General features: G+C 64.0%; 16 protein-coding genes. 12 read left to right on the forward strand and 4 right to left on the reverse strand.

Going from position 1 to position 17566, the window contains the following annotated elements; translation table 11 throughout:
* Nucleotides 1-16: 16 nt before the first annotated feature.
* Nucleotides 17-826, forward strand: coding sequence for a hypothetical protein (locus tag J2Y63_RS25920; protein WP_435268438.1), 810 nt, complete (start codon nucleotides 17-19; stop codon nucleotides 824-826).
* Here the strand turns inward: J2Y63_RS25920 and J2Y63_RS25925 are convergent.
* Nucleotides 823-1317, reverse strand: coding sequence for a CinA family protein (locus J2Y63_RS25925; RefSeq protein WP_435268501.1), 495 nt, complete (start codon nucleotides 1315-1317; stop codon nucleotides 823-825). The two genes, J2Y63_RS25920 and J2Y63_RS25925, sit on opposite strands and share 4 nt — an antisense overlap.
* Before the next feature lie 2 nt (nucleotides 1318-1319).
* Nucleotides 1320-2531: a bifunctional 2-C-methyl-D-erythritol 4-phosphate cytidylyltransferase/2-C-methyl-D-erythritol 2,4-cyclodiphosphate synthase gene (locus tag J2Y63_RS25930; protein WP_435268439.1), complete on the reverse strand. Its 1212-nt coding sequence runs from the start codon at nucleotides 2529-2531 to the stop codon at nucleotides 1320-1322.
* A 145-nt stretch (nucleotides 2532-2676) separates the two neighbouring features.
* Here J2Y63_RS25930 and dusB point away from each other — a divergent pair, with 145 nt between their 5' ends.
* The 9 genes from dusB to hflX all read left to right on the forward strand — a co-directional run bounded on the left by dusB (nucleotide 2677) and on the right by hflX (nucleotide 14151).
* Entirely contained in the window at nucleotides 2677-3702 is a 1026-nt protein-coding gene (gene dusB / locus J2Y63_RS25935) for a tRNA dihydrouridine synthase DusB (RefSeq protein WP_435268440.1), read from the forward strand.
* Entirely contained in the window at nucleotides 3699-4844 is a 1146-nt protein-coding gene (locus J2Y63_RS25940; RefSeq protein WP_435268441.1) for a two-component system sensor histidine kinase NtrB, read from the forward strand. The genes dusB and J2Y63_RS25940 overlap by 4 nt, the downstream gene beginning before the upstream one ends.
* Complete coding sequence (gene ntrC, locus J2Y63_RS25945; protein ID WP_256115862.1) at nucleotides 4844-6298, forward strand: nitrogen regulation protein NR(I); 1455 nt, start codon at nucleotides 4844-4846, stop codon at nucleotides 6296-6298. The genes J2Y63_RS25940 and ntrC overlap by 1 nt, the downstream gene beginning before the upstream one ends.
* A 208-nt stretch (nucleotides 6299-6506) precedes the next feature.
* Nucleotides 6507-8777 (forward strand): ATP-binding protein, encoded by a 2271-nt coding sequence (locus J2Y63_RS25950; RefSeq protein WP_435268502.1) that lies wholly within the window; start codon nucleotides 6507-6509, stop codon nucleotides 8775-8777.
* The gene (locus J2Y63_RS25955; RefSeq protein WP_435268442.1) at nucleotides 8767-10131 is read left to right on the forward strand and encodes a sigma-54-dependent transcriptional regulator; all 1365 of its coding nucleotides are present in this window, start codon (nucleotides 8767-8769) and stop codon (nucleotides 10129-10131) included. The genes J2Y63_RS25950 and J2Y63_RS25955 overlap by 11 nt, the downstream gene beginning before the upstream one ends.
* A gap of 30 nt (nucleotides 10132-10161) precedes the next feature.
* Complete coding sequence (trkA, locus tag J2Y63_RS25960; protein WP_435268443.1) at nucleotides 10162-11538, forward strand: Trk system potassium transporter TrkA; 1377 nt, start codon at nucleotides 10162-10164, stop codon at nucleotides 11536-11538.
* 8 nt (nucleotides 11539-11546) lie between these two features.
* Complete coding sequence (locus J2Y63_RS25965) at nucleotides 11547-12410, forward strand: D-amino-acid transaminase (RefSeq protein ID WP_435268444.1); 864 nt, start codon at nucleotides 11547-11549, stop codon at nucleotides 12408-12410.
* Between the two features lie 98 nt (nucleotides 12411-12508).
* Nucleotides 12509-12751 (forward strand): RNA chaperone Hfq, encoded by a 243-nt coding sequence (hfq, locus tag J2Y63_RS25970; protein ID WP_023514954.1) that lies wholly within the window; start codon nucleotides 12509-12511, stop codon nucleotides 12749-12751.
* 77 nt (nucleotides 12752-12828) lie between these two features.
* Nucleotides 12829-14151, forward strand: a complete 1323-nt coding sequence (hflX, locus tag J2Y63_RS25975; RefSeq protein WP_435268445.1) for a GTPase HflX — start codon at nucleotides 12829-12831, stop codon at nucleotides 14149-14151.
* Between the two features lie 7 nt (nucleotides 14152-14158).
* On the opposite strand, the gene mazG is transcribed toward hflX, so the two are convergent.
* Together mazG and J2Y63_RS25985 are read right to left on the reverse strand one after the other, a co-directional pair.
* Nucleotides 14159-15010 carry a nucleoside triphosphate pyrophosphohydrolase gene (gene mazG / locus J2Y63_RS25980; protein ID WP_435268446.1) on the reverse strand — a complete coding sequence of 284 codons (852 nt, stop codon included), beginning with the start codon at nucleotides 15008-15010 and terminating at the stop codon, nucleotides 14159-14161.
* Between the two features lie 9 nt (nucleotides 15011-15019).
* Nucleotides 15020-15607, reverse strand: a complete 588-nt coding sequence (locus J2Y63_RS25985) for a deaminase (RefSeq protein ID WP_435268447.1) — start codon at nucleotides 15605-15607, stop codon at nucleotides 15020-15022.
* A gap of 196 nt (nucleotides 15608-15803) precedes the next feature.
* Here J2Y63_RS25985 and cysG point away from each other — a divergent pair, with 196 nt between their 5' ends.
* Both cysG and J2Y63_RS25995 read left to right on the forward strand, forming a co-directional pair.
* Nucleotides 15804-17243, forward strand: a complete 1440-nt coding sequence (gene cysG, locus J2Y63_RS25990; protein WP_435268448.1) for a siroheme synthase CysG — start codon at nucleotides 15804-15806, stop codon at nucleotides 17241-17243.
* A 1-nt stretch (nucleotide 17244) separates the two neighbouring features.
* Nucleotides 17245-17562, forward strand: a complete 318-nt coding sequence (locus tag J2Y63_RS25995; RefSeq protein ID WP_256115871.1) for a DUF2849 domain-containing protein — start codon at nucleotides 17245-17247, stop codon at nucleotides 17560-17562.
* Nucleotides 17563-17566: the final 4 nt, after the last annotated feature.

Here is a 17566-nt window from a genome sequence, read left to right on the forward strand (position 1 = left end):
CGTCCGTTACCGGGGCATGATCACCCGGTTCGCTCCCTTCGTCCTGATCGCCTTCATCTGCACGCCTGCGGCCGCGCAGGAAGCGCCGGGAGACTACATTCTTCTTCTCGACGAACAGAACCGGCCGCTCGCCGGCAGTTATCGTATCGGGCCGGATGTGAAGATGACAATCCAGGGCAGAGAGGATGGCTTGCCTCGAAATCCGGTTTATCTGGATCGCGCCTTCTTCCCCACCCGCGAAGCGGAAATGCTGGCCTTCTACAACGCGCGCCATGCTTATTCATCCGATCCGGCGGCGATCGACGTCGGCGGCGAAATGCGCATCGTGGACACGGAGACGCTGCAGCCTCCGCTCTTCAAGGACCAGAAGCCGGAGCGCGAGAAGGCGCTGAAAGTGAAGGTCTCGGCGCGTCTAGCCTTCGAGGTGAGCGGCTACAAGCTTGTCGGCAAGGCCTACACCGTCGAGGGGGCTGAACTCGGCGACGAGGACCGGCGCCTCGGTGATTTCTTCCATGTCGAGACGTTCGATATCGTGCTGTCCGCACAGGCGGCCCGCAAGATCGGTGCTGTCGAGATCGGCAAGGCCTTGAGTTCCAGCGATTTCGAGGCGCTTTTCGTGGAGCGGTCAAGCCCCATACCGGATTTCACGAAATGCGTGAGCGAAAAGCGCAAGACACCGGAGTACAAAGCGCTCGCCGAAAAGCAGAGGGCGCTCGTCGATGCGTTCCTCGCGAAGAATTTTCCAGCGGGCCAGGCCTTCTGGGGAGACACGGCGCTCTATGAGGCGAATTTCGCCATGAACATCTATTCGCTCTGCCCGAATTAACCCTGCGATATCTCGATCAGCATTTCCAGCGCGGTGCGCACCGTCGCAAGCCGGACGGCGCTGCGGCCGATATCGCCGTAGCGCATTTCCCGATGCAGCGTCTCGTAGCCAGTGCGCGCGGCGGCGAGGTGGACGAGGCCGACCGGTTTTTCCTCCGTGCCGCCGCCGGGGCCGGCGATGCCGGTGACGGCGACGGAGATGTTGGCGCCGGAGTTTCCGATGGCGCCCTGGGCCATTTCGAGGGCGGTCTCTCGTGAGACGGCGCCGTGCGCCTTCAGCGTCGCGTTGGCGACGCCGATCATCTCGCGCTTCGCCTCGTTGGAATAGGTGACGAAGCCGCGGTCGAAGACGCTGGACGAGCCGGAGATTTCGGTGATGGCGCCGGCAATGAGGCCCGCCGTGCAGGATTCGGCGGTGGCGATCAAGAGCTTGCGCTCGGTGAAATCGGCGACGATGCCGCGGGCGGTGTCTTCGATGTCCTTCGGCCAGATGCTCATGCGTCGGTTCCCCTGTAGACGACGGTCGCGGTGGCGATGGCCGCAATGCCCTCGCGCCGGCCGACGAAGCCGATCTTCTCGTTGGTCGTGGCCTTGACCGAACAGCGATCGAGCGAGATGCCGAGCATGTCGGAAAGGTTTTTGCGCATCGTCTCGCGGTGCGGGCCGATTTTTGGGGCTTCGGCGATCAGCGAGACGTCGGCATTCATGATCGTGCCGCCGTTCTTGCGCACGATAGCCGCGGCGTGTTCGAGGAAGATGCGCGAGGCGGCGCCCTTCCACTGCATGTCGGACGGCGGAAAATGGTCGCCGATATCGCCTGCGCCGCAGGTGGCGAGCAGGGCGTCGGTCAGCGCATGCAGCGCCACGTCGGCGTCGGAATGGCCGGAGAGCTTCTGGTCGTGCGCAATGAAGATGCCGCAGAGCGTCACGCCGTCGCCTTCGACGAGCTGGTGCACGTCGTAGCCGTTGCCGGTGCGCACATCCGGCAGGCCGTGGGAAAGGCGCTGGTCGGCCATGGCGATATCCTTCTGCAATGTAAGCTTGACGTTGCCGGCGCTGCCTTCGACGAGATGCACGCGCACGCCCGCCCATTCGGCAATGGCGGCGTCGTCGGTAAAATCGCTGTGGCCGGAGACGCTTGCGCGGCGGTGGGCTTCGAGGATCGTCGCGAAGTGGAAGGATTGCGGCGTCTGGGCGGCGAAGAGGCCGGAGCGCGAGACCGTTTCGGCGACATTACCGTTGGCATCCGCGCGCTTCAGCGTATCGGCCACGGCGACGGCGGGCAGCACGGCACGCGCGCCGTTGTGGAAGGCGATTAGCGTACGCTCCAGGATGGCGGGCTCGACGAAGGGGCGCACGGCATCCTGGATAAGGACGTGGGTGATGTCCTCGTCGGCGAGCGCTTCGAGGCCGGCGAGCACGGATTGCTGGCGCGTCGCGCCGCCGTGTACGACGGTAAGGCGGTCGCCGGCGGGGAGGGCGGCGGCGCGGGCCGTCTCGAACAGCGCCTCGTCATCCTTGTGTATCACGACCACGATACGCCGGGCCGGCTGCCAATTGACAAAGAGATCGAGCGTATGGGAGATGACCGGCCTTCCGCCGATGCGGCGGTACTGCTTGGGGCCTTCGGCGTGGCTGCCCGCCCGCTCGCCGCGCCCGGCGGCAACGATCACCACGCCGCAGGATAGCGTCTTTTCCGCCAGCATTTCGGTTCTACATCTCCCATTTCAAAGCGTTTTGGTTGGTTTAGCCGGAAGGAAGGCGCAATTCCAGCGTCCTGCGGAAAATTGCGGTCCGATGTGATTGCGGCTTGGCAAGAACGACAACAATGGCTAAAAATAGTGCAGAGAGATGACCTGCTTGAAGGATGAGCATTTGACGATCCCCACCCTGTCAGCGCCCCTTGCGATCGGCGGCCGGACCCTCCGGAACCGGGTCGTGCTGGCGCCGATTTCTGGCGTGACGGACCTGCCGTTCCGCGATCTCGCCTGGCGGTTTGGCGCGGGGCTGGTGGTGACGGAGATGGTGGCGAGCCGCGAACTGGCGCTGAACGCGCGCGAAAGCTGGTCGCGCATCCGCAATTGCGGCATCCGGCCGCATATGGTGCAGCTTGCCGGCCGCGAGGCGCATTGGATGGCGGAAGCGGCGAAGATCGCCGAGGGCGAGGGCGCCGATATCATCGACATCAATATGGGCTGCCCCGCCAAGAAGGTGATCGGCGGCTATTCCGGTTCCGCGCTGATGCGCGATCCGGACCACGCGCTGGGCCTGATCGAGGCGACCGTCAACGCGGTGAAGGTGCCGGTGACGGTGAAGATGCGGCTTGGCTGGGATCACGATTCGATCAATGCGCCGCATATCGCCCAGCGCGCCGAGGCGGCGGGTGCGGCGATGATCACGGTGCACGGGCGCACGCGCATGCAGTTCTACGAAGGCCGGGCAGACTGGTACGCGATCCGCGCGGTTCGCGATGTTCTTTCGATCCCGCTCGTCGCGAACGGCGATGTGGAAACGGCGGCGGACGCTGAGGAGATACTGCGGCGTTCCGGGGCCGATGCCGTGATGCTCGGCCGCTCGGCGCAGGGTCGGCCTTGGCATCCCGCGGTGCTTGCCGGCGCGTGCGCGCATCCATCGACCGAAGAGATTGCTGCGGTGGCGGTGGAGCACTACCGCATGATGCTCGATTTCTACGGCGTCGAGGCGGGGCTGCGCCATGCGCGAAAACATGTCGGCTGGTATCTGGAGCGTTTTGCGCCGGGCCTGCCAGGCGCGGCAAAGGCGGAGATCATGACGGCACGCGACAGCGATGTCGTCGCCGACCGCCTGGCGTCCGCGCTGCGCGGTGCTGAAGCCGCAAAACTCGGGGAGGCTGCATGACGGGAAAGACCGGAGAGCCGCATGCCGCAGCACCCGAACTGGCGCTCGCCGTGCTCAATGCCATCCAGAATCCGGTGATCCTCGTCGATGCGAGCGGCCTCATCGCCTTTGCCAATTGGGAGGCCGAATCGTTTTTCGGCGCGAGCGCCAGCCATCTCGCCCGCCACAACGTCTCCACCGTCATTCCCTTCGGCAGCCCGCTCCTGACGCTGATCGACCAGGTGCGCGAGCGCAAGGCGCCGGTCAGCGAATATCGCGTCGACCTCTCCTCGCCGCGGCTGGGGGCGGAAAAGCTCGTCGATATCTATGTGGCGCCGGTGACGACCGAGCCGGGTTCGGTGGTGATCGTCATCCAGGAACGCTCCATGGCGGACAAGATCGACCGGCAATTGACCCATCGGGGTGCTGCACGCTCGGTGACGGGGCTTGCCTCCATGCTGGCGCACGAGATCAAGAACCCGCTGTCCGGCATTCGCGGCGCGGCGCAGCTTCTGGAGACGTCCGTCATCGACGAGGATCGCGCGCTGACGCGGCTGATCTGCGAGGAGACCGACCGCATCGTCTCGCTGGTCGATCGCATGGAGGTGTTTTCCGACGAGCGGCCGGTCGATCGCGTGCCGCTCAACATCCATGCCGTACTCGACCATGTGAAGGTCGTCGCCCGGGCGGGGTTTGCGCGCAACATCAAGATCACCGAGCTTTACGATCCGTCGCTGCCGCCGGTCTTCGCCAACCGCGACCAGCTCGTGCAGGTCTTCCTGAACCTCATCAAGAACGCGTCGGAAGCGATCGGCGACCGGCCGGACGGCGAAATCCAGCTCACCACAGCCTATCGGCCGGGCATCCGGCTTTCGGTGGCCGGCACGCGGGAAAAGATCTCGCTGCCGCTGGAATTCTGCGTGCATGACAACGGGCCGGGCGTGCCGTCGGACCTGCTGCCGCATCTCTTCGATCCCTTCATCACGACCAAGACCAACGGCTCCGGCCTCGGCCTGGCGCTCGTTGCAAAAATCATCGGCGGCCATGGCGGCATCGTGGAATGCGACAGCCAGGGTAGCCGCACCACCTTCCGCGTGCTGATGCCGGCGTCGCGCGGCGTCAGCGAAGACGACGACTTTCCCAAGACCAAAGGACATATCTGATGACAGGCGCCACAGTCCTCGTTGCCGATGACGATGCCGCGATCCGCACGGTTCTCAATCAGGCACTGAGCCGCGCCGGATATGACGTGCGCATTACCTCCAACGCTGCGACGCTCTGGCGCTGGATTGCAGCCGGCGAGGGCGACATCGTCGTCACCGACGTCGTGATGCCGGACGAAAACGCCTTCGACCTATTGCCGCGCATCAAGAAGGCGAGGCCGGACCTGCCAGTGCTGGTGATGAGTGCGCAAAACACCTTCATGACGGCGATCAAGGCTTCGGAGAAGGGCGCCTACGACTACCTGCCGAAGCCCTTCGACCTCACCGAACTGATCGCGATCATCGGCCGGGCGCTTTCCGAGCCGAAGCGCAAGCCCGCCCGCCTCGACGACGATACGCAGGACGGCATGCCGCTCGTCGGCCGCTCGGCGGCGATGCAAGAAATCTACCGCGTGCTCGCCCGTCTCATGCAGACGGACCTGACGCTGATGATCACCGGCGAATCGGGCACCGGCAAGGAACTCGTCGCCCGCGCGCTGCACGACTACGGCAAGCGCCGCAACGGCCCGTTCGTTGCGATCAACATGGCGGCGATCCCGCGCGACCTCATCGAATCGGAACTGTTCGGTCACGAGAAAGGCGCCTTCACCGGTGCGCAGACACGCTCGACCGGCCGCTTCGAGCAGGCCGAGGGCGGCACGCTGTTTCTCGACGAGATTGGCGACATGCCGATGGATGCGCAGACCCGGCTTTTGCGCGTGCTCCAGCAGGGCGAATACACCACCGTCGGCGGCCGCACGCCCATCCGCACCGACGTGCGCATCGTGGCGGCGACCAACAAGGACCTGAAGCAGTCGATCAACCAGGGCCTTTTCCGCGAAGACCTGTATTACCGCCTGAACGTCGTGCCGCTGCGCCTGCCGCCACTGCGCGACCGGGCGGAGGATATTCCCGATCTCGTGCGCCATTTCGTGCAGCAGGCCGAGAAGGAGGGGCTCGACGCCAAGCGCTTCGACCAGGAGGCGCTGGAGCTGATGAAGGCGCATCCCTGGCCCGGCAACGTGCGCGAACTGGAAAACGTCGTGCGCCGGCTGACCGCGCTCTATCCGCAGGATGTCATCTCCCGCGAGATCATCGAGACGGAACTGCGCGCCGATATTCCCGACAGCCCGATCGAAAAGACCGTGGTGCGCGGCGGCTCGCTCTCCATCTCGCAGGCGGTCGAGGAAAACATGCGGCAGTACTTTTCAAGCTTTGGCGATGGGCTGCCGCCGGCCGGGCTCTATGACCGCGTGCTGGCCGAGGTGGAATATCCGCTGATTCTGGCCGCGCTCACCGCCACGCGCGGCAACCAGATCAAGGCCGCCGACCTGCTTGGCCTCAACCGCAACACGTTGCGCAAGAAAATTCGCGAACTGGGTGTATCTGTGTACAGAAGTTCGCGCTCTGCTTGACTTAACGGCAAGCGGCGTTGCATTTTGGCCACAATCTGTTGCTTGAGGGTAACAGAGGGGTTTTGCGGCCGAATAGGTCCGCGTGCCTGATCGTCATGGATCCGGGTGCGACAAGCGGCCGGTTCCTCGCGCGGTCGGCGCTACTCCCAAAACACGAGAACAACGCCGGCACCTTTTCAGGGTGTACGGTGGGGAAGCGATGCGGCAGATGACGGACGGCGTGAGCCTGCTTTCGAGCGGAAATGAGAAGGGAACGGGCGCCGACCGGCGCGCCTCCTTCGCCTTGCCGGGCCTGGTGCTTGCGGGCGGTGCGCTCGTTGCCGCGACGATCTCGCTGTTCATCCTGCTCGGCCTGACGCCGATCAAGCCGGAAGCCAATGTCGTCATCGCCTCGGCGGCGATCAATGCCGTGTTCATCGTCGGCCTGATGTTCCTGATCGGCCGCGAGATTTTGCGGCTGCTGCGTGCCCGCAGCCGCGGCCGTGCCGCTGCCCGGCTGCATGTGCGCATCGTGGCGCTCTTCTCCATCGTCGCGATCACGCCCGCGGTGCTCGTGGCGATCTTCGCCTCCATCACGCTCGATGTCGGCCTCGACCGCTGGTTCTCCATCCGCACCCAGTCGATCGTCAGTTCGTCGCTCAACGTGGCGCAGGCCTATGTGCTGGAAAATGCGAGCTATTTGCAGGGCCAAACGGCCTCGATGGCCAACGACCTCGACCGCAACCGCCAGCTCTACAGCCTCGACCGCACGGGTTTCATCGAGTTGATGACGCGGCAGGCGCGCGGGCGCAACATGCTCGGCGCCTTCCTTCTGCGAGCCGATGGCTCGACGATTCTGCAGGCGAACATTCAGATCGAAAATCCGCTGCCGGCGGTGCCGGAGGATGCGCTGAAGGCGTCCGCGGCCGGGCAGCCGACGCTGATCCCGCCGGGCACGACCAACCTGGTCGGCGCCATCATCAAGCTCGACAACATTCCCGACGCCTTCCTCTACACGATCCGCACTGTCGATCCGGAAGTCATGCGCTCCATGCGGCTGATGGAGGAGAACACGGCGGAATACCGGGCGCTGGAGGCCGGGCGCACGACATTGCAAATCGCCTTCGGCGTGCTCTATCTCGGCTTCGCGCTGATCGTGCTTTTGGCCGCGATCTGGACGGCGATCGCGGTCGCCGACCGTATCGTGCGGCCGATCCGCCAGCTCATCGGTGCTGCCGACAGCGTGGCATCCGGCAATCTCGACGTTAGCGTGCCCGTGCGCACGGCGGATGGCGACGTCGGTAACCTTTCGCGCACCTTCAATAAGATGATTGCGGAAATCCGCGCCCAGCAGGACCAGATTCTCGACGCGAAGGACGAGGTCGATCATCGCCGCCGTTTCATCGAGGCGGTGCTGTCCGGTGTCACGGCTGCCGTCATCGGCGTCGAGGACGACGGGCGCATGACGATCGCCAACCTTTCCGCCGAAATCCTGCTCGGGCGCAATGCCAATGACCTGATCGGCCAGCCGCTGACGGATGTGGCGCCGGAAATCGCGGCCGTGCTGGCGGAGGGCTCCACCCGCCACCGCAACAACTACCGCAAGCAGATCAACATCATGCATGGCGGCAAGGAGCGGACGCTGAACGTGCAGGTGACGCGCGAAGAGGCGAAGGACGCCAAGGATTCCTACGTCGTGACCATCGACGACATTACCGATCTCGTCATCGCGCAGCGCTCGACCGCCTGGGCGGATGTGGCGCGGCGCATCGCGCACGAGATCAAGAACCCGCTGACGCCGATCCAGCTTTCCGCCGAGCGCATTCGCCGGCGTTATGGCAAGCAGATCGACCAGGAAGACCGCGCGGTCTTCGACCAGTGTACGGATACGATCGTGCGCCAGGTCGAGGATATCGGCCGCATGGTCGATGAATTCTCCGCTTTTGCGCGCATGCCGAAACCGACCAAGGAACGGTCGGACCTGCGCAACATCCTGAAGGACGCGGTTTTCCTGCGCGAGATGGGCAACAACCACGTCGTCTTCCGCAAGGATTTTGGCGAAGAGCCGCTCGAAGGCCTGTTTGATGCGCGCATGCTCGGCCAAGCTTTCGGCAACCTCATCAAGAACGCCGTGGAGGCGATCGAGGCATTGCCGCCCGACGTGACGCGCGACGAGCGCAAGGTCCTCGTGCGGGCGACGCCCGACGACGCAGGACGGCGGTTCGTCGTTGATGTGATTGACAACGGCAAGGGTTTGCCGATGGAGAACCGGCACCGGATTCTCGAACCTTATATGACGATGCGCGACAAGGGCACAGGGCTTGGCCTCGCCATCGTGAAGAAGATTATCGAAGACCATGGCGGGCAGCTGGAACTGCATGACGCGCCTGCGGATTTCGACAACGGCCATGGGGCGATGATCCGCGTGATCCTGCCCTACGAGGAAACGGCGGCCGTCGATGCAGACAATAAGAGCAAGGAAGTGAGCCATGGCGTCTGATATTCTTGTGGTGGACGACGAACAGGACATTCGCGAGATCGTCTCCGGCATTCTATCCGACGAGGGCCATGAGACGCGCACGGCCTTTGACAGCGACAGTGCGCTGGCCGCCATCAGTGACCGCGTGCCGCGCCTCGTCTTCCTCGACATCTGGATGCAGGGCAGCAAGCTCGACGGGCTGGCGTTGCTCGACGAGATCAAGAGCCGCCATCCCGACCTGCCGGTGGTGATGATCTCCGGTCACGGCAATATCGAGACCGCGGTTTCGGCGATCCGCCGCGGCGCCTATGATTTCATCGAGAAGCCGTTCAAGGCCGACCGCTTGATTCTCATCGCCGAGCGGGCGCTGGAGAATTCGAAACTGCGCCGCGAGGTGACGGAGCTGAAGAAGCGCTCCGGCGATCCGGCCGAGCTGATCGGCACCTCCGTCGCCGTCTCGCAACTGCGCCAGACGATCGACAAGGTTTCACCGACCAACAGCCGCATCATGATCCTCGGCCCCTCCGGGTCTGGCAAGGAGCTGGTGGCGCGAATGATCCACCGCAAATCCACTCGGGCGGCCGGTCCGTTTGTGGTGCTCAACGCCGCGGCAATCACGCCGGAGCGCATGGAGGTTGCCCTCTTCGGCACCGAGGGCACGCCCGGCCAGTCGCGCAAGACGGGCGCGCTGGAGGAATCGCACGGCGGCATCCTCTATCTCGACGAGATCGGCGAGATGCCGCGCGAGACGCAGAACAAGATCCTGCGCGTGCTGGTCGACCAGCAGTTCGAGCGCGTCGGCGGCTCGAAGCGGGTGAAGGTGGATGTGCGCATCATCTCGTCCACCGCCTACAATCTCGAAAGCCTAATCGCCGAGGGCGGTTTCCGTGAGGATCTCTACCACCGTCTCGCCGTGGTGCCGGTGCGCGTGCCGCCGCTCGCCGAGCGGCGCGAGGACATTCCCTTCCTCGTCGACATGTTCATGCGCCAGATCAGCGAGCAGGCTGGCATCCGCGCGCGAAAAATCGGCGACGACGCGCTGGCCGTTCTCCAGGCGCACGACTGGCCCGGAAATATCCGCCAGTTGCGCAACAATATCGAGCGGCTGATGATTCTCGCCCGCAGCGACGGTCCGGACACGGCGATCACCGCCGACATGCTGCCGACGGAAGTGGGCGATATGCTGCCGAAGATTTCGACGCAGGGCGACCAGCACATCATGACGCTGCCGCTGCGCGAGGCGCGCGAAATGTTCGAACGCGACTATCTCATCGCCCAGATCAACCGCTTCGGCGGCAACATTTCCCGCACGGCCGAATTCGTCGGCATGGAACGTTCCGCGCTCCATCGCAAACTGAAATCGCTTGGCGTATAAGGCCCTCAGGGTTTTGAGGGATTCTCGGGCATGAAGGTCATCATCTGCGGCGCCGGTCGCGTCGGCTACGGTATCGCAGAGCGGCTCTCGGAAGAGGGCAACGACGTCTCGGTGATCGACACGCAGCCGTCGCTGATCGCCGCTATTACCGAGACGCTGGATGTCAGCGGCATCGTCGGCCATGGCGCGCATCCGGAGGTGCTGGCGAAGGCCGGCGCCGACCAGGCGGACATGCTGATCGCCGTCACGCTGTTCGACGAGATCAATATGGTCGCCTGCCAGGTGGCCCATTCACTGTTCAACGTGCCGACCAAGATCGCGCGCATCCGCTCGCAAAGCTATCTGGTGCCGGAATATTCCGACCTGTTTTCGCGCGAAAACCTGCCCATCGACGTCACCATCTCGCCGGAAGTCGAAGTGGGGAAGATGGTGCTGCGGCGCATCTCCTTCCCGGGTGCGACGGACGTCGTGCGCTTTGCCGACGACCGCATCGTCATGGTGGCGATCGAGTGCATGGAGGATTGCCCGGTCGTCGAGACGCCGCTGAAGCAGCTGAGCGAGCTCTTTCCGGACCTGAACGCCACCGTCACCGGCATCTTTTCCAATGGAAAACTCTTCGTGCCGAATTCCTCCGACCAGCTGCATTCCGGCGATCTCGCTTATGTGGTCTGCGACAAGGGGCATGTGCGGCGCACGCTGGCGCTGTTCGGCCATGAGGAGCAGGAGGCGGCCCGCATCGTCATCGCCGGCGGCGGCAATATCGGCTATTTCGTCGCCAAGGCGATCGAGGATTACCAGCCGAAGACCCGGCTGAAGATCATCGAGAACGACCGCGAGCGTGCCGTGGCGGTCGCAGACAAGCTGCGCAATACCGTCGTGCTGCATGGTTCGGCGCTCGATCAGAAGATGCTGTTGCAGGCCGATATCCAGGATGCCGACCTGATCGTGGCGCTCACCAACAACGACCAGATCAACATTCTGGGCAGCGTGATGGCCAAGCGCCTCGGCTGCAAGCAGAACCTCGTCCTGATCAACGACCCGAGCTACCAGGATTTCACCAAGACGCTCGGCATCGATGCGCATATCAATCCGCGCGCCGTGACGATCTCCGGCATCCTGCAACATGTCCGCAAGGGCCGCATCCGCTCGGTCTATGCGGTGCAGAAGGGTTCTGCCGAGGTGATCGAGGCCGAAGCGCTCGAAACCTCGCCGCTCGTCGGCAAGCCGCTGCGCGAGATCGAGCTGCCGCCGGGCATTCGCATCGGCGCGATCTACCGCGACAAGACGGTGATCCGGCCGGACGGCAACACCAAGATCAAGGCGAAGGACCGCGTCGTGCTTTTCGCTGCCGCTGCGGCCGTGCGCCATGTCGAGCAGCTCTTCCGCGTCAGCATTCAGTATTTCTAGGATCTCCGATGCCGCGTATCGCCTATGTCAACGGCCGTTATGTCCGCCATGCCGATGCCGCGGTGCATATCGAAGACCGGGGCTTTGTCTTCGCGGACGCGGTCTACGAGGTCTGCCAGGTGCAGCGCGGCTACATCGTCGACCTGACGCGCCATCTCGACCGGCTCGATCGTTCGCTCGGTGAAATCCGCATCCGCCCGCCGATGCCGCGCGCCGCACTTTCGGGAATCATGCGGCAGGTGCTGCGCCGCAATCATGTCGTCAACGGCATGGTCTATCTCCAGGTGACGCGCGGCGTTGCAAAACGCGACCACGTCTTTCCGTCGCCCGAGGTGCGGGCCTCGCTGGTCGTTACGGCCAAGAGCCTGAACCCGGCGGTGAATGCGGCAAAATATGCGTCGGGAATCAAGGCGATCACCGTCGAGGACAACCGCTGGGGCCGGGTGGACATCAAGACCGTCGGCCTGCTGCCGAACGTTCTGGCACGCCAGCAAGCGAAGGAGGCGGGGGCGCAGGAGGCGATTTTTGTGGACGGCGAGGGCAATGTGACCGAGGGTGGCGCGACGAATCTCTGGATCGTCGACAAGGCCGGGAACCTCGTTACACGGCCGGCGGACCATGGTATTCTTAGTGGGATCACCCGCATGACGCTGATGGATGTCGCGGAAAGGCTTGGCCTGCCGGTTACCGAGCGTCGATTCTCTGTCGCGGAGATGCTGGAAGCGCGGGAAATCTTCGTCACCGGCGCCACGACGATCTGCCTGCCGGTCGTTTCCGTCGATGGCGTGACCATCGCCAACGGGCATCCCGGCATGACGGCGCAGAAAATCCGCGAAGCCTTTTTCGCCGTTGCGGAGAAGACTGCGATTTGATACCAAAATCGACGGTCCGGCAGTTTCTGCCGGGCAAGGGGACAATTTATTTTCAGGCAACCGGTCTCAAGGGCCGGCAATCAGAAAGAAGCGGCGCGATGGCGGAACGTTCTCAGAACCTGCAGGATCTTTTTCTTAATACCGTTCGCAAGCAAAAGATTTCTCTCACGATCTTTCTCATCAACGGGGTCAAGCTGACCGGGGTTGTCACGTCGTTCGACAATTTCTGTGTGCTGCTCCGTCGCGACGGTCATTCGCAGCTCGTGTACAAACACGCGATCTCCACCATCATGCCGGGCCAGCCGTTGCAGATGTTCGAGACCGAGGAAAGCGGCTCCTGACAGGACCCACGAAAATTAAAAAATCCGATTCAAACAAGGATTCCATCGTTCCGGAAGCTGAAAAGCACCGGGACGATATGCGCGCTGTCGTGATCGCCCCCGTGTTGAAGGGCGCACGCGGTCAGTCCGATCAAGGGGCAATGGCGCGCTCGGAAGAGGCACGGCTGGAAGAGGCCATCGGCCTTGCGCGGGCGATCGACCTCACCATCACCCATTCGGCGCTCGTGCCCGTCAGCCAGCCGAAGCCCGGCACGCTGCTCGGCAGCGGCAAGATTGCGGAGATCAAGGCGGCACTCGATGAAAACGATGCCGGTCTCGTCATCGTCGACCATCCGCTGACGCCGGTGCAGCAGCGCAACCTCGAAAAGGAATGGAACGCCAAGGTCATCGACCGCACGGGCCTCATTCTGGAAATCTTTGGCCGCCGCGCCTCCACCAAGGAAGGCACGTTGCAGGTCGAGCTTGCGCATCTCAACTATCAGAAGGGCCGGCTGGTGCGCAGCTGGACCCACCTTGAACGCCAGCGCGGTGGTGCGGGCTTCATGGGCGGTCCGGGTGAAACGCAGATCGAAGCTGACCGCCGGCTGCTGCAGGACAAGATCATCAAGCTGGAGCGCGAGCTGGAGCAGGTGCGCCGCACCCGTCAGCTTCACCGCTCCAAGCGCAAGAAGGTGCCGCATCCGATCGTGGCGCTCGTCGGCTATACCAATGCCGGCAAGTCGACGCTGTTCAACCGCATCACCGGGGCAGGCGTGCTGGCCGAAGACATGCTCTTCGCCACGCTCGACCCGACGCTGCGCCGCATGAAGCTGCCGCAGGGCCGCACCGTTATCCTGTCGGATACCGTCGGCTTCATCTCCAACCTGCCGACCCATCTCGTCGCCGCCTTCCGCGCGACGCTGGAAGAGGTGCTGGAAGCCGATCTCATTCTGCATGTGCGCGACATGTCCGACCCGGACAACGGCGCGCAATCAGCGGACGTTCTTCGCATTCTCACCGACCTCGGCATCGACGAGAAGGACGGCGCGGAGCGCATCCTCGAAGTCTGGAACAAGATCGACCGGCTGGAGCCGGAAGGGCGCGCCGCGCTCGTGCAGAAGGCGGAAACGCAGCCGAACGTCATCGCCGTGTCGGCGATCTCGGGCGAGGGCGTCGATACGCTGCTGGCCGAGATCAACCAGCGGCTTTCCGGCGTGCTCGTCGATCGCGATATCGTCGTGCCGGTGATGCAGCTACAGCTGCTGCCGTGGATCTACGATCATTCGATCGTCGATCACCGCGAGGATATGGAAGACGGCAATGTGCGGCTGGAACTGCGGCTGACCGAAACCGAAGCCGCCGAACTCGACCGCCGCCTCGGTATTGGGCAGAGGACTGCACGAGAAGACTGGGAACGCTGACGTTACGTCACTCTTTTGACGTCGCGTCACCCAAACTGCGCTCGATCTGCTTGGCGGCCTGCCACAGTTCTTCCATGCGCTCCAGCGTTGCCGCTTCGAGGCTTTCGCCGTTTGCGGCGAGGCTATCCTCGATATGGGAGAAGCGGTTGCGGAACTTTGTGTTCGTGCCGCGCAGCGCCATTTCCGGATCGGCGCCGACATGGCGGCCGATATTGACCAAGGCGAAGATCAGGTCGCCGAGTTCGTCCGCGACGGCCGCCTGGTCATCATTGCGCAGTGCCTCGCGCAATTCGCCGATCTCTTCCTCGATCTTGTCGAGGATGGGCGCCGGTTCCGACCAGTCGAAGCCGACTTTCGCTGCGCGTTCCTGAAGTTTAAGCGCCTCGACCAGCGCCGGGAAGGAGCGTTGCACGGAGCCGAGATGGCCGCGCAACGGATCCTCCGGCAGGCCGCGCTTGGCGCGCCGCTCCTTGCGCTCGCGCTTTTCCGCCTGCTTGATGTCATCCCATTGCAGCTTCACCGCCTCGGGCGTGTCCGCATCCGAGCGGGCAAAGACATGCGGATGGCGGCGAATCATTTTGCGGGTGACGGCTTCGACGACGCTGCCGAAATCGAACTCGCCGCGTTCCTCAGCCATCCGGGCATGGAAAACCACCTGCAACAACAGGTCGCCCAGCTCCTCGCAGAGGTCGTCCATGTCGTTGCGCTCAATCGCGTCGGCGACCTCGTAGGCCTCCTCGATCGTATAGGGTTTGATCGTCTCGAAGGTCTGGACGATGTCCCATGGGCAGCCGGTCTCCGGCTGGCGCAGCGCCGCCATGATGTCGATCAGGCGCTCAATCTCGCGGCTCGGTTCCATGACTGTCACTCAGTTCAGCGGGATGCTGTTGCCGGCCTTGCCGGACTGGTAGCTTTCCGACAATCCTTCATAGGCGGCGCGGATTTCGGCATCCTGCTTTTGAAGATCCGCCTTGGCGACCTCATCCGAGGTCGCGATGAGATCGGCGATGGCGGCGGAGCGCCAGAAGGCGTTGGTCTTGGCGTAGCCGCCGGGATCGAGCCGGAAGACCTCCTTCAGGATGCGCAGGTCGTGCGGGATGGCAAAGGCGTCGCGCGAATCCTCGTGGCTGAAGAAATAGTAGAAATTGTCGAAGCCGGCCCAGGTGATGGCCGAAAGGCACATGGAGCAGGGCTCGTGCGTCGAGAGGAAGACGAGGTCCTTCGTGTCCGGCTTTTCCGCGCGTTCGTAGAAGCGCTTCAGCGTGTGCACCTCGCCGTGCCAGAGCGGGTTTTCCGTCTCGTTGTTGGTTTCGGCCAGCACCAGCGAGAGATCGGATTTGTTCAGGATCGCCGCGCCAAAAACCTTGTTGCCGGCGGCGACACCGTCGCGCGTCAACGGCAGGATGTCGAATTCGATGACGTCGAGAAGGCGCTTTGCGAGGGCAGCCTGATCCATGATGGGAATCCCGGTTGGTCTTAGGCGCATCCTTAGCGGTCGGCGCGGCGGGCAGGCAAGGGCGGCCGGTGACTTATGCTCAAAATGCGGGAGGTGCGAGCAAAACAATACGCGCCTCCATAAGCTTCAGGATTTATGTTTCTTTCGTTTATGGTCATTTTTCGCGATAGTGCGCACACTCCCAACGGACGTAACCATGACTGAACCGCAGCAGAAGCTTTCGACATTCCCGGCGTTCTTCCGCACGAGCGGCAGGACGGTCGTGGTCGTGGGCGAGGGCGACGAGGCTTTTGCCAAGGCCCGCCTGCTGTTCAACACGGATGCCCGGATCGTCGTTCTGGCGGAAGCGCCGGAAGCCGATTTCGCCCGCTTCATCGCCGACAAGGGCCTGGTGCTCGTCCGCGAACCCTTTTCCAGCGAGGCGATTGCCGGCGCGACGCTCGTCTTCGCCGCAACCGGCGATGCGGCCGCCGACCGCGCCATCTCCACCGCCACCCGCACCCTCGGCATTCCGGTCAACGCCGTCGACCAGCCGGATTACTGCGATTTCTTCACGCCCGCGCTCGTCAACCGCGCGCCCGTCGCCGTCGCCATCGGCACGGAAGGCGCCGGCCCGGTGCTGGCGCAGATGATCCGCGCGCAGGTCGACCAGATCCTGTCTCCGTCGCTCGGACGGCTGGCGAGCCTCGCCAGCGGCTATCGCGAGGCCGTCGACCGCGTGCTGCCGCGCGGCGTGACCCGCCGCGTTTTCTGGCGCCGCTTCTTCCAGGGCGCCGTCGCTGATGCCGTCAACAATGGCGATATCGATCTCGCCCGCTACGCCGCCAACACGCTGCTGAATTCGCAGGGCAAGGCCGCCGGCCATGTCTGGCTCGTCGGCGCCGGCCCGGGTGCCGAAGACCTGCTGACGCTGCGCGCCCAGCGCGTGATGATGGAAGCCGACGTCATCGTTTTCGATGCGCTGGTGCCGCAGGCGATCGTCGACATGGGCCGCCGCGATGCGGAGCGCCTGTCCGTGGGAAAACGCAAGGGCTGTCATTCCAAGTCTCAGGAAGAGATCAACGACCTGCTGGTCGAGCTCGGCAAGTCCGGCAAGCGCGTCGTGCGGCTGAAATCCGGCGATCCGCTGGTCTATGGCCGCGCGGGCGAGGAAATGGCGGCCCTGCGCCAGGCGGGCGTGACCTATGAGATCGTGCCCGGCATCACGTCTGCCTTTGCTGCCGCCGCCGATTTCGAACTGCCGCTGACCTTGCGCGGCGTCGCCTCCTCGCTCGTCTTCACGACGGGGCACGACCTGACGGGCGCCGTGTTGCCGGATTGGGCGCGGCTTGCGATTTCCGGCGCCACCGTCGCCGTCTATATGGGCCGCACCGTTGCGGCCTCCGTTGCCGCGCGCCTGATGGATGCCGGCCTGCCGGCGGAGACGACGGTCGCCGTGGTGGAAAATGCCAGCCGTCGCGACAAACGGCTGCTGCACGGTACGCTCAAGGACCTGCCGGGTCTCGAACATCGCGACGAGCTTTCCGGTCCGGTCATGGTGATCATCGGCGACGCCGTCGCCGGCGCCAATTTCGAACATTCCGCACCGCTCGCCATCCGCGAGAGCGTGCGCAGCACAGCAGTATTGGGAGCATGACATGGCCGACAAGGTTCTGACAGCCAACCGCCTTTCCGACGGCATTTCCGTCTGGCTGGATGCCGCCGGCACCTGGAACGAGCAGCTCCAGGCCGCCTTCGTGGCGCGCCACAAGGAGGCCGTCGATGCGCTCGAAGCCACCGGCAAGCAGGCGCTGGCCGACAACAAAGTGGTTGACGTCAACGTCGTCGACGTCGAAGAAGTCGATGGTGTGCTGCGGCCGCTGCGCATGCGCGAACGCATCCGCGCCGAAGGCCCGACCATTGTCTATGCCGCCGGTTATTCCGGCTTGACCGCGACGGCCGCACCGGCGGCTTGAGGAT

Origin of the sequence: Shinella sp. BE166, assembly GCF_051201095.1 — a bacterium.
In the GTDB taxonomy this organism is placed as follows: Bacteria; Pseudomonadota; Alphaproteobacteria; order Rhizobiales; family Rhizobiaceae; genus Shinella; species Shinella lacus.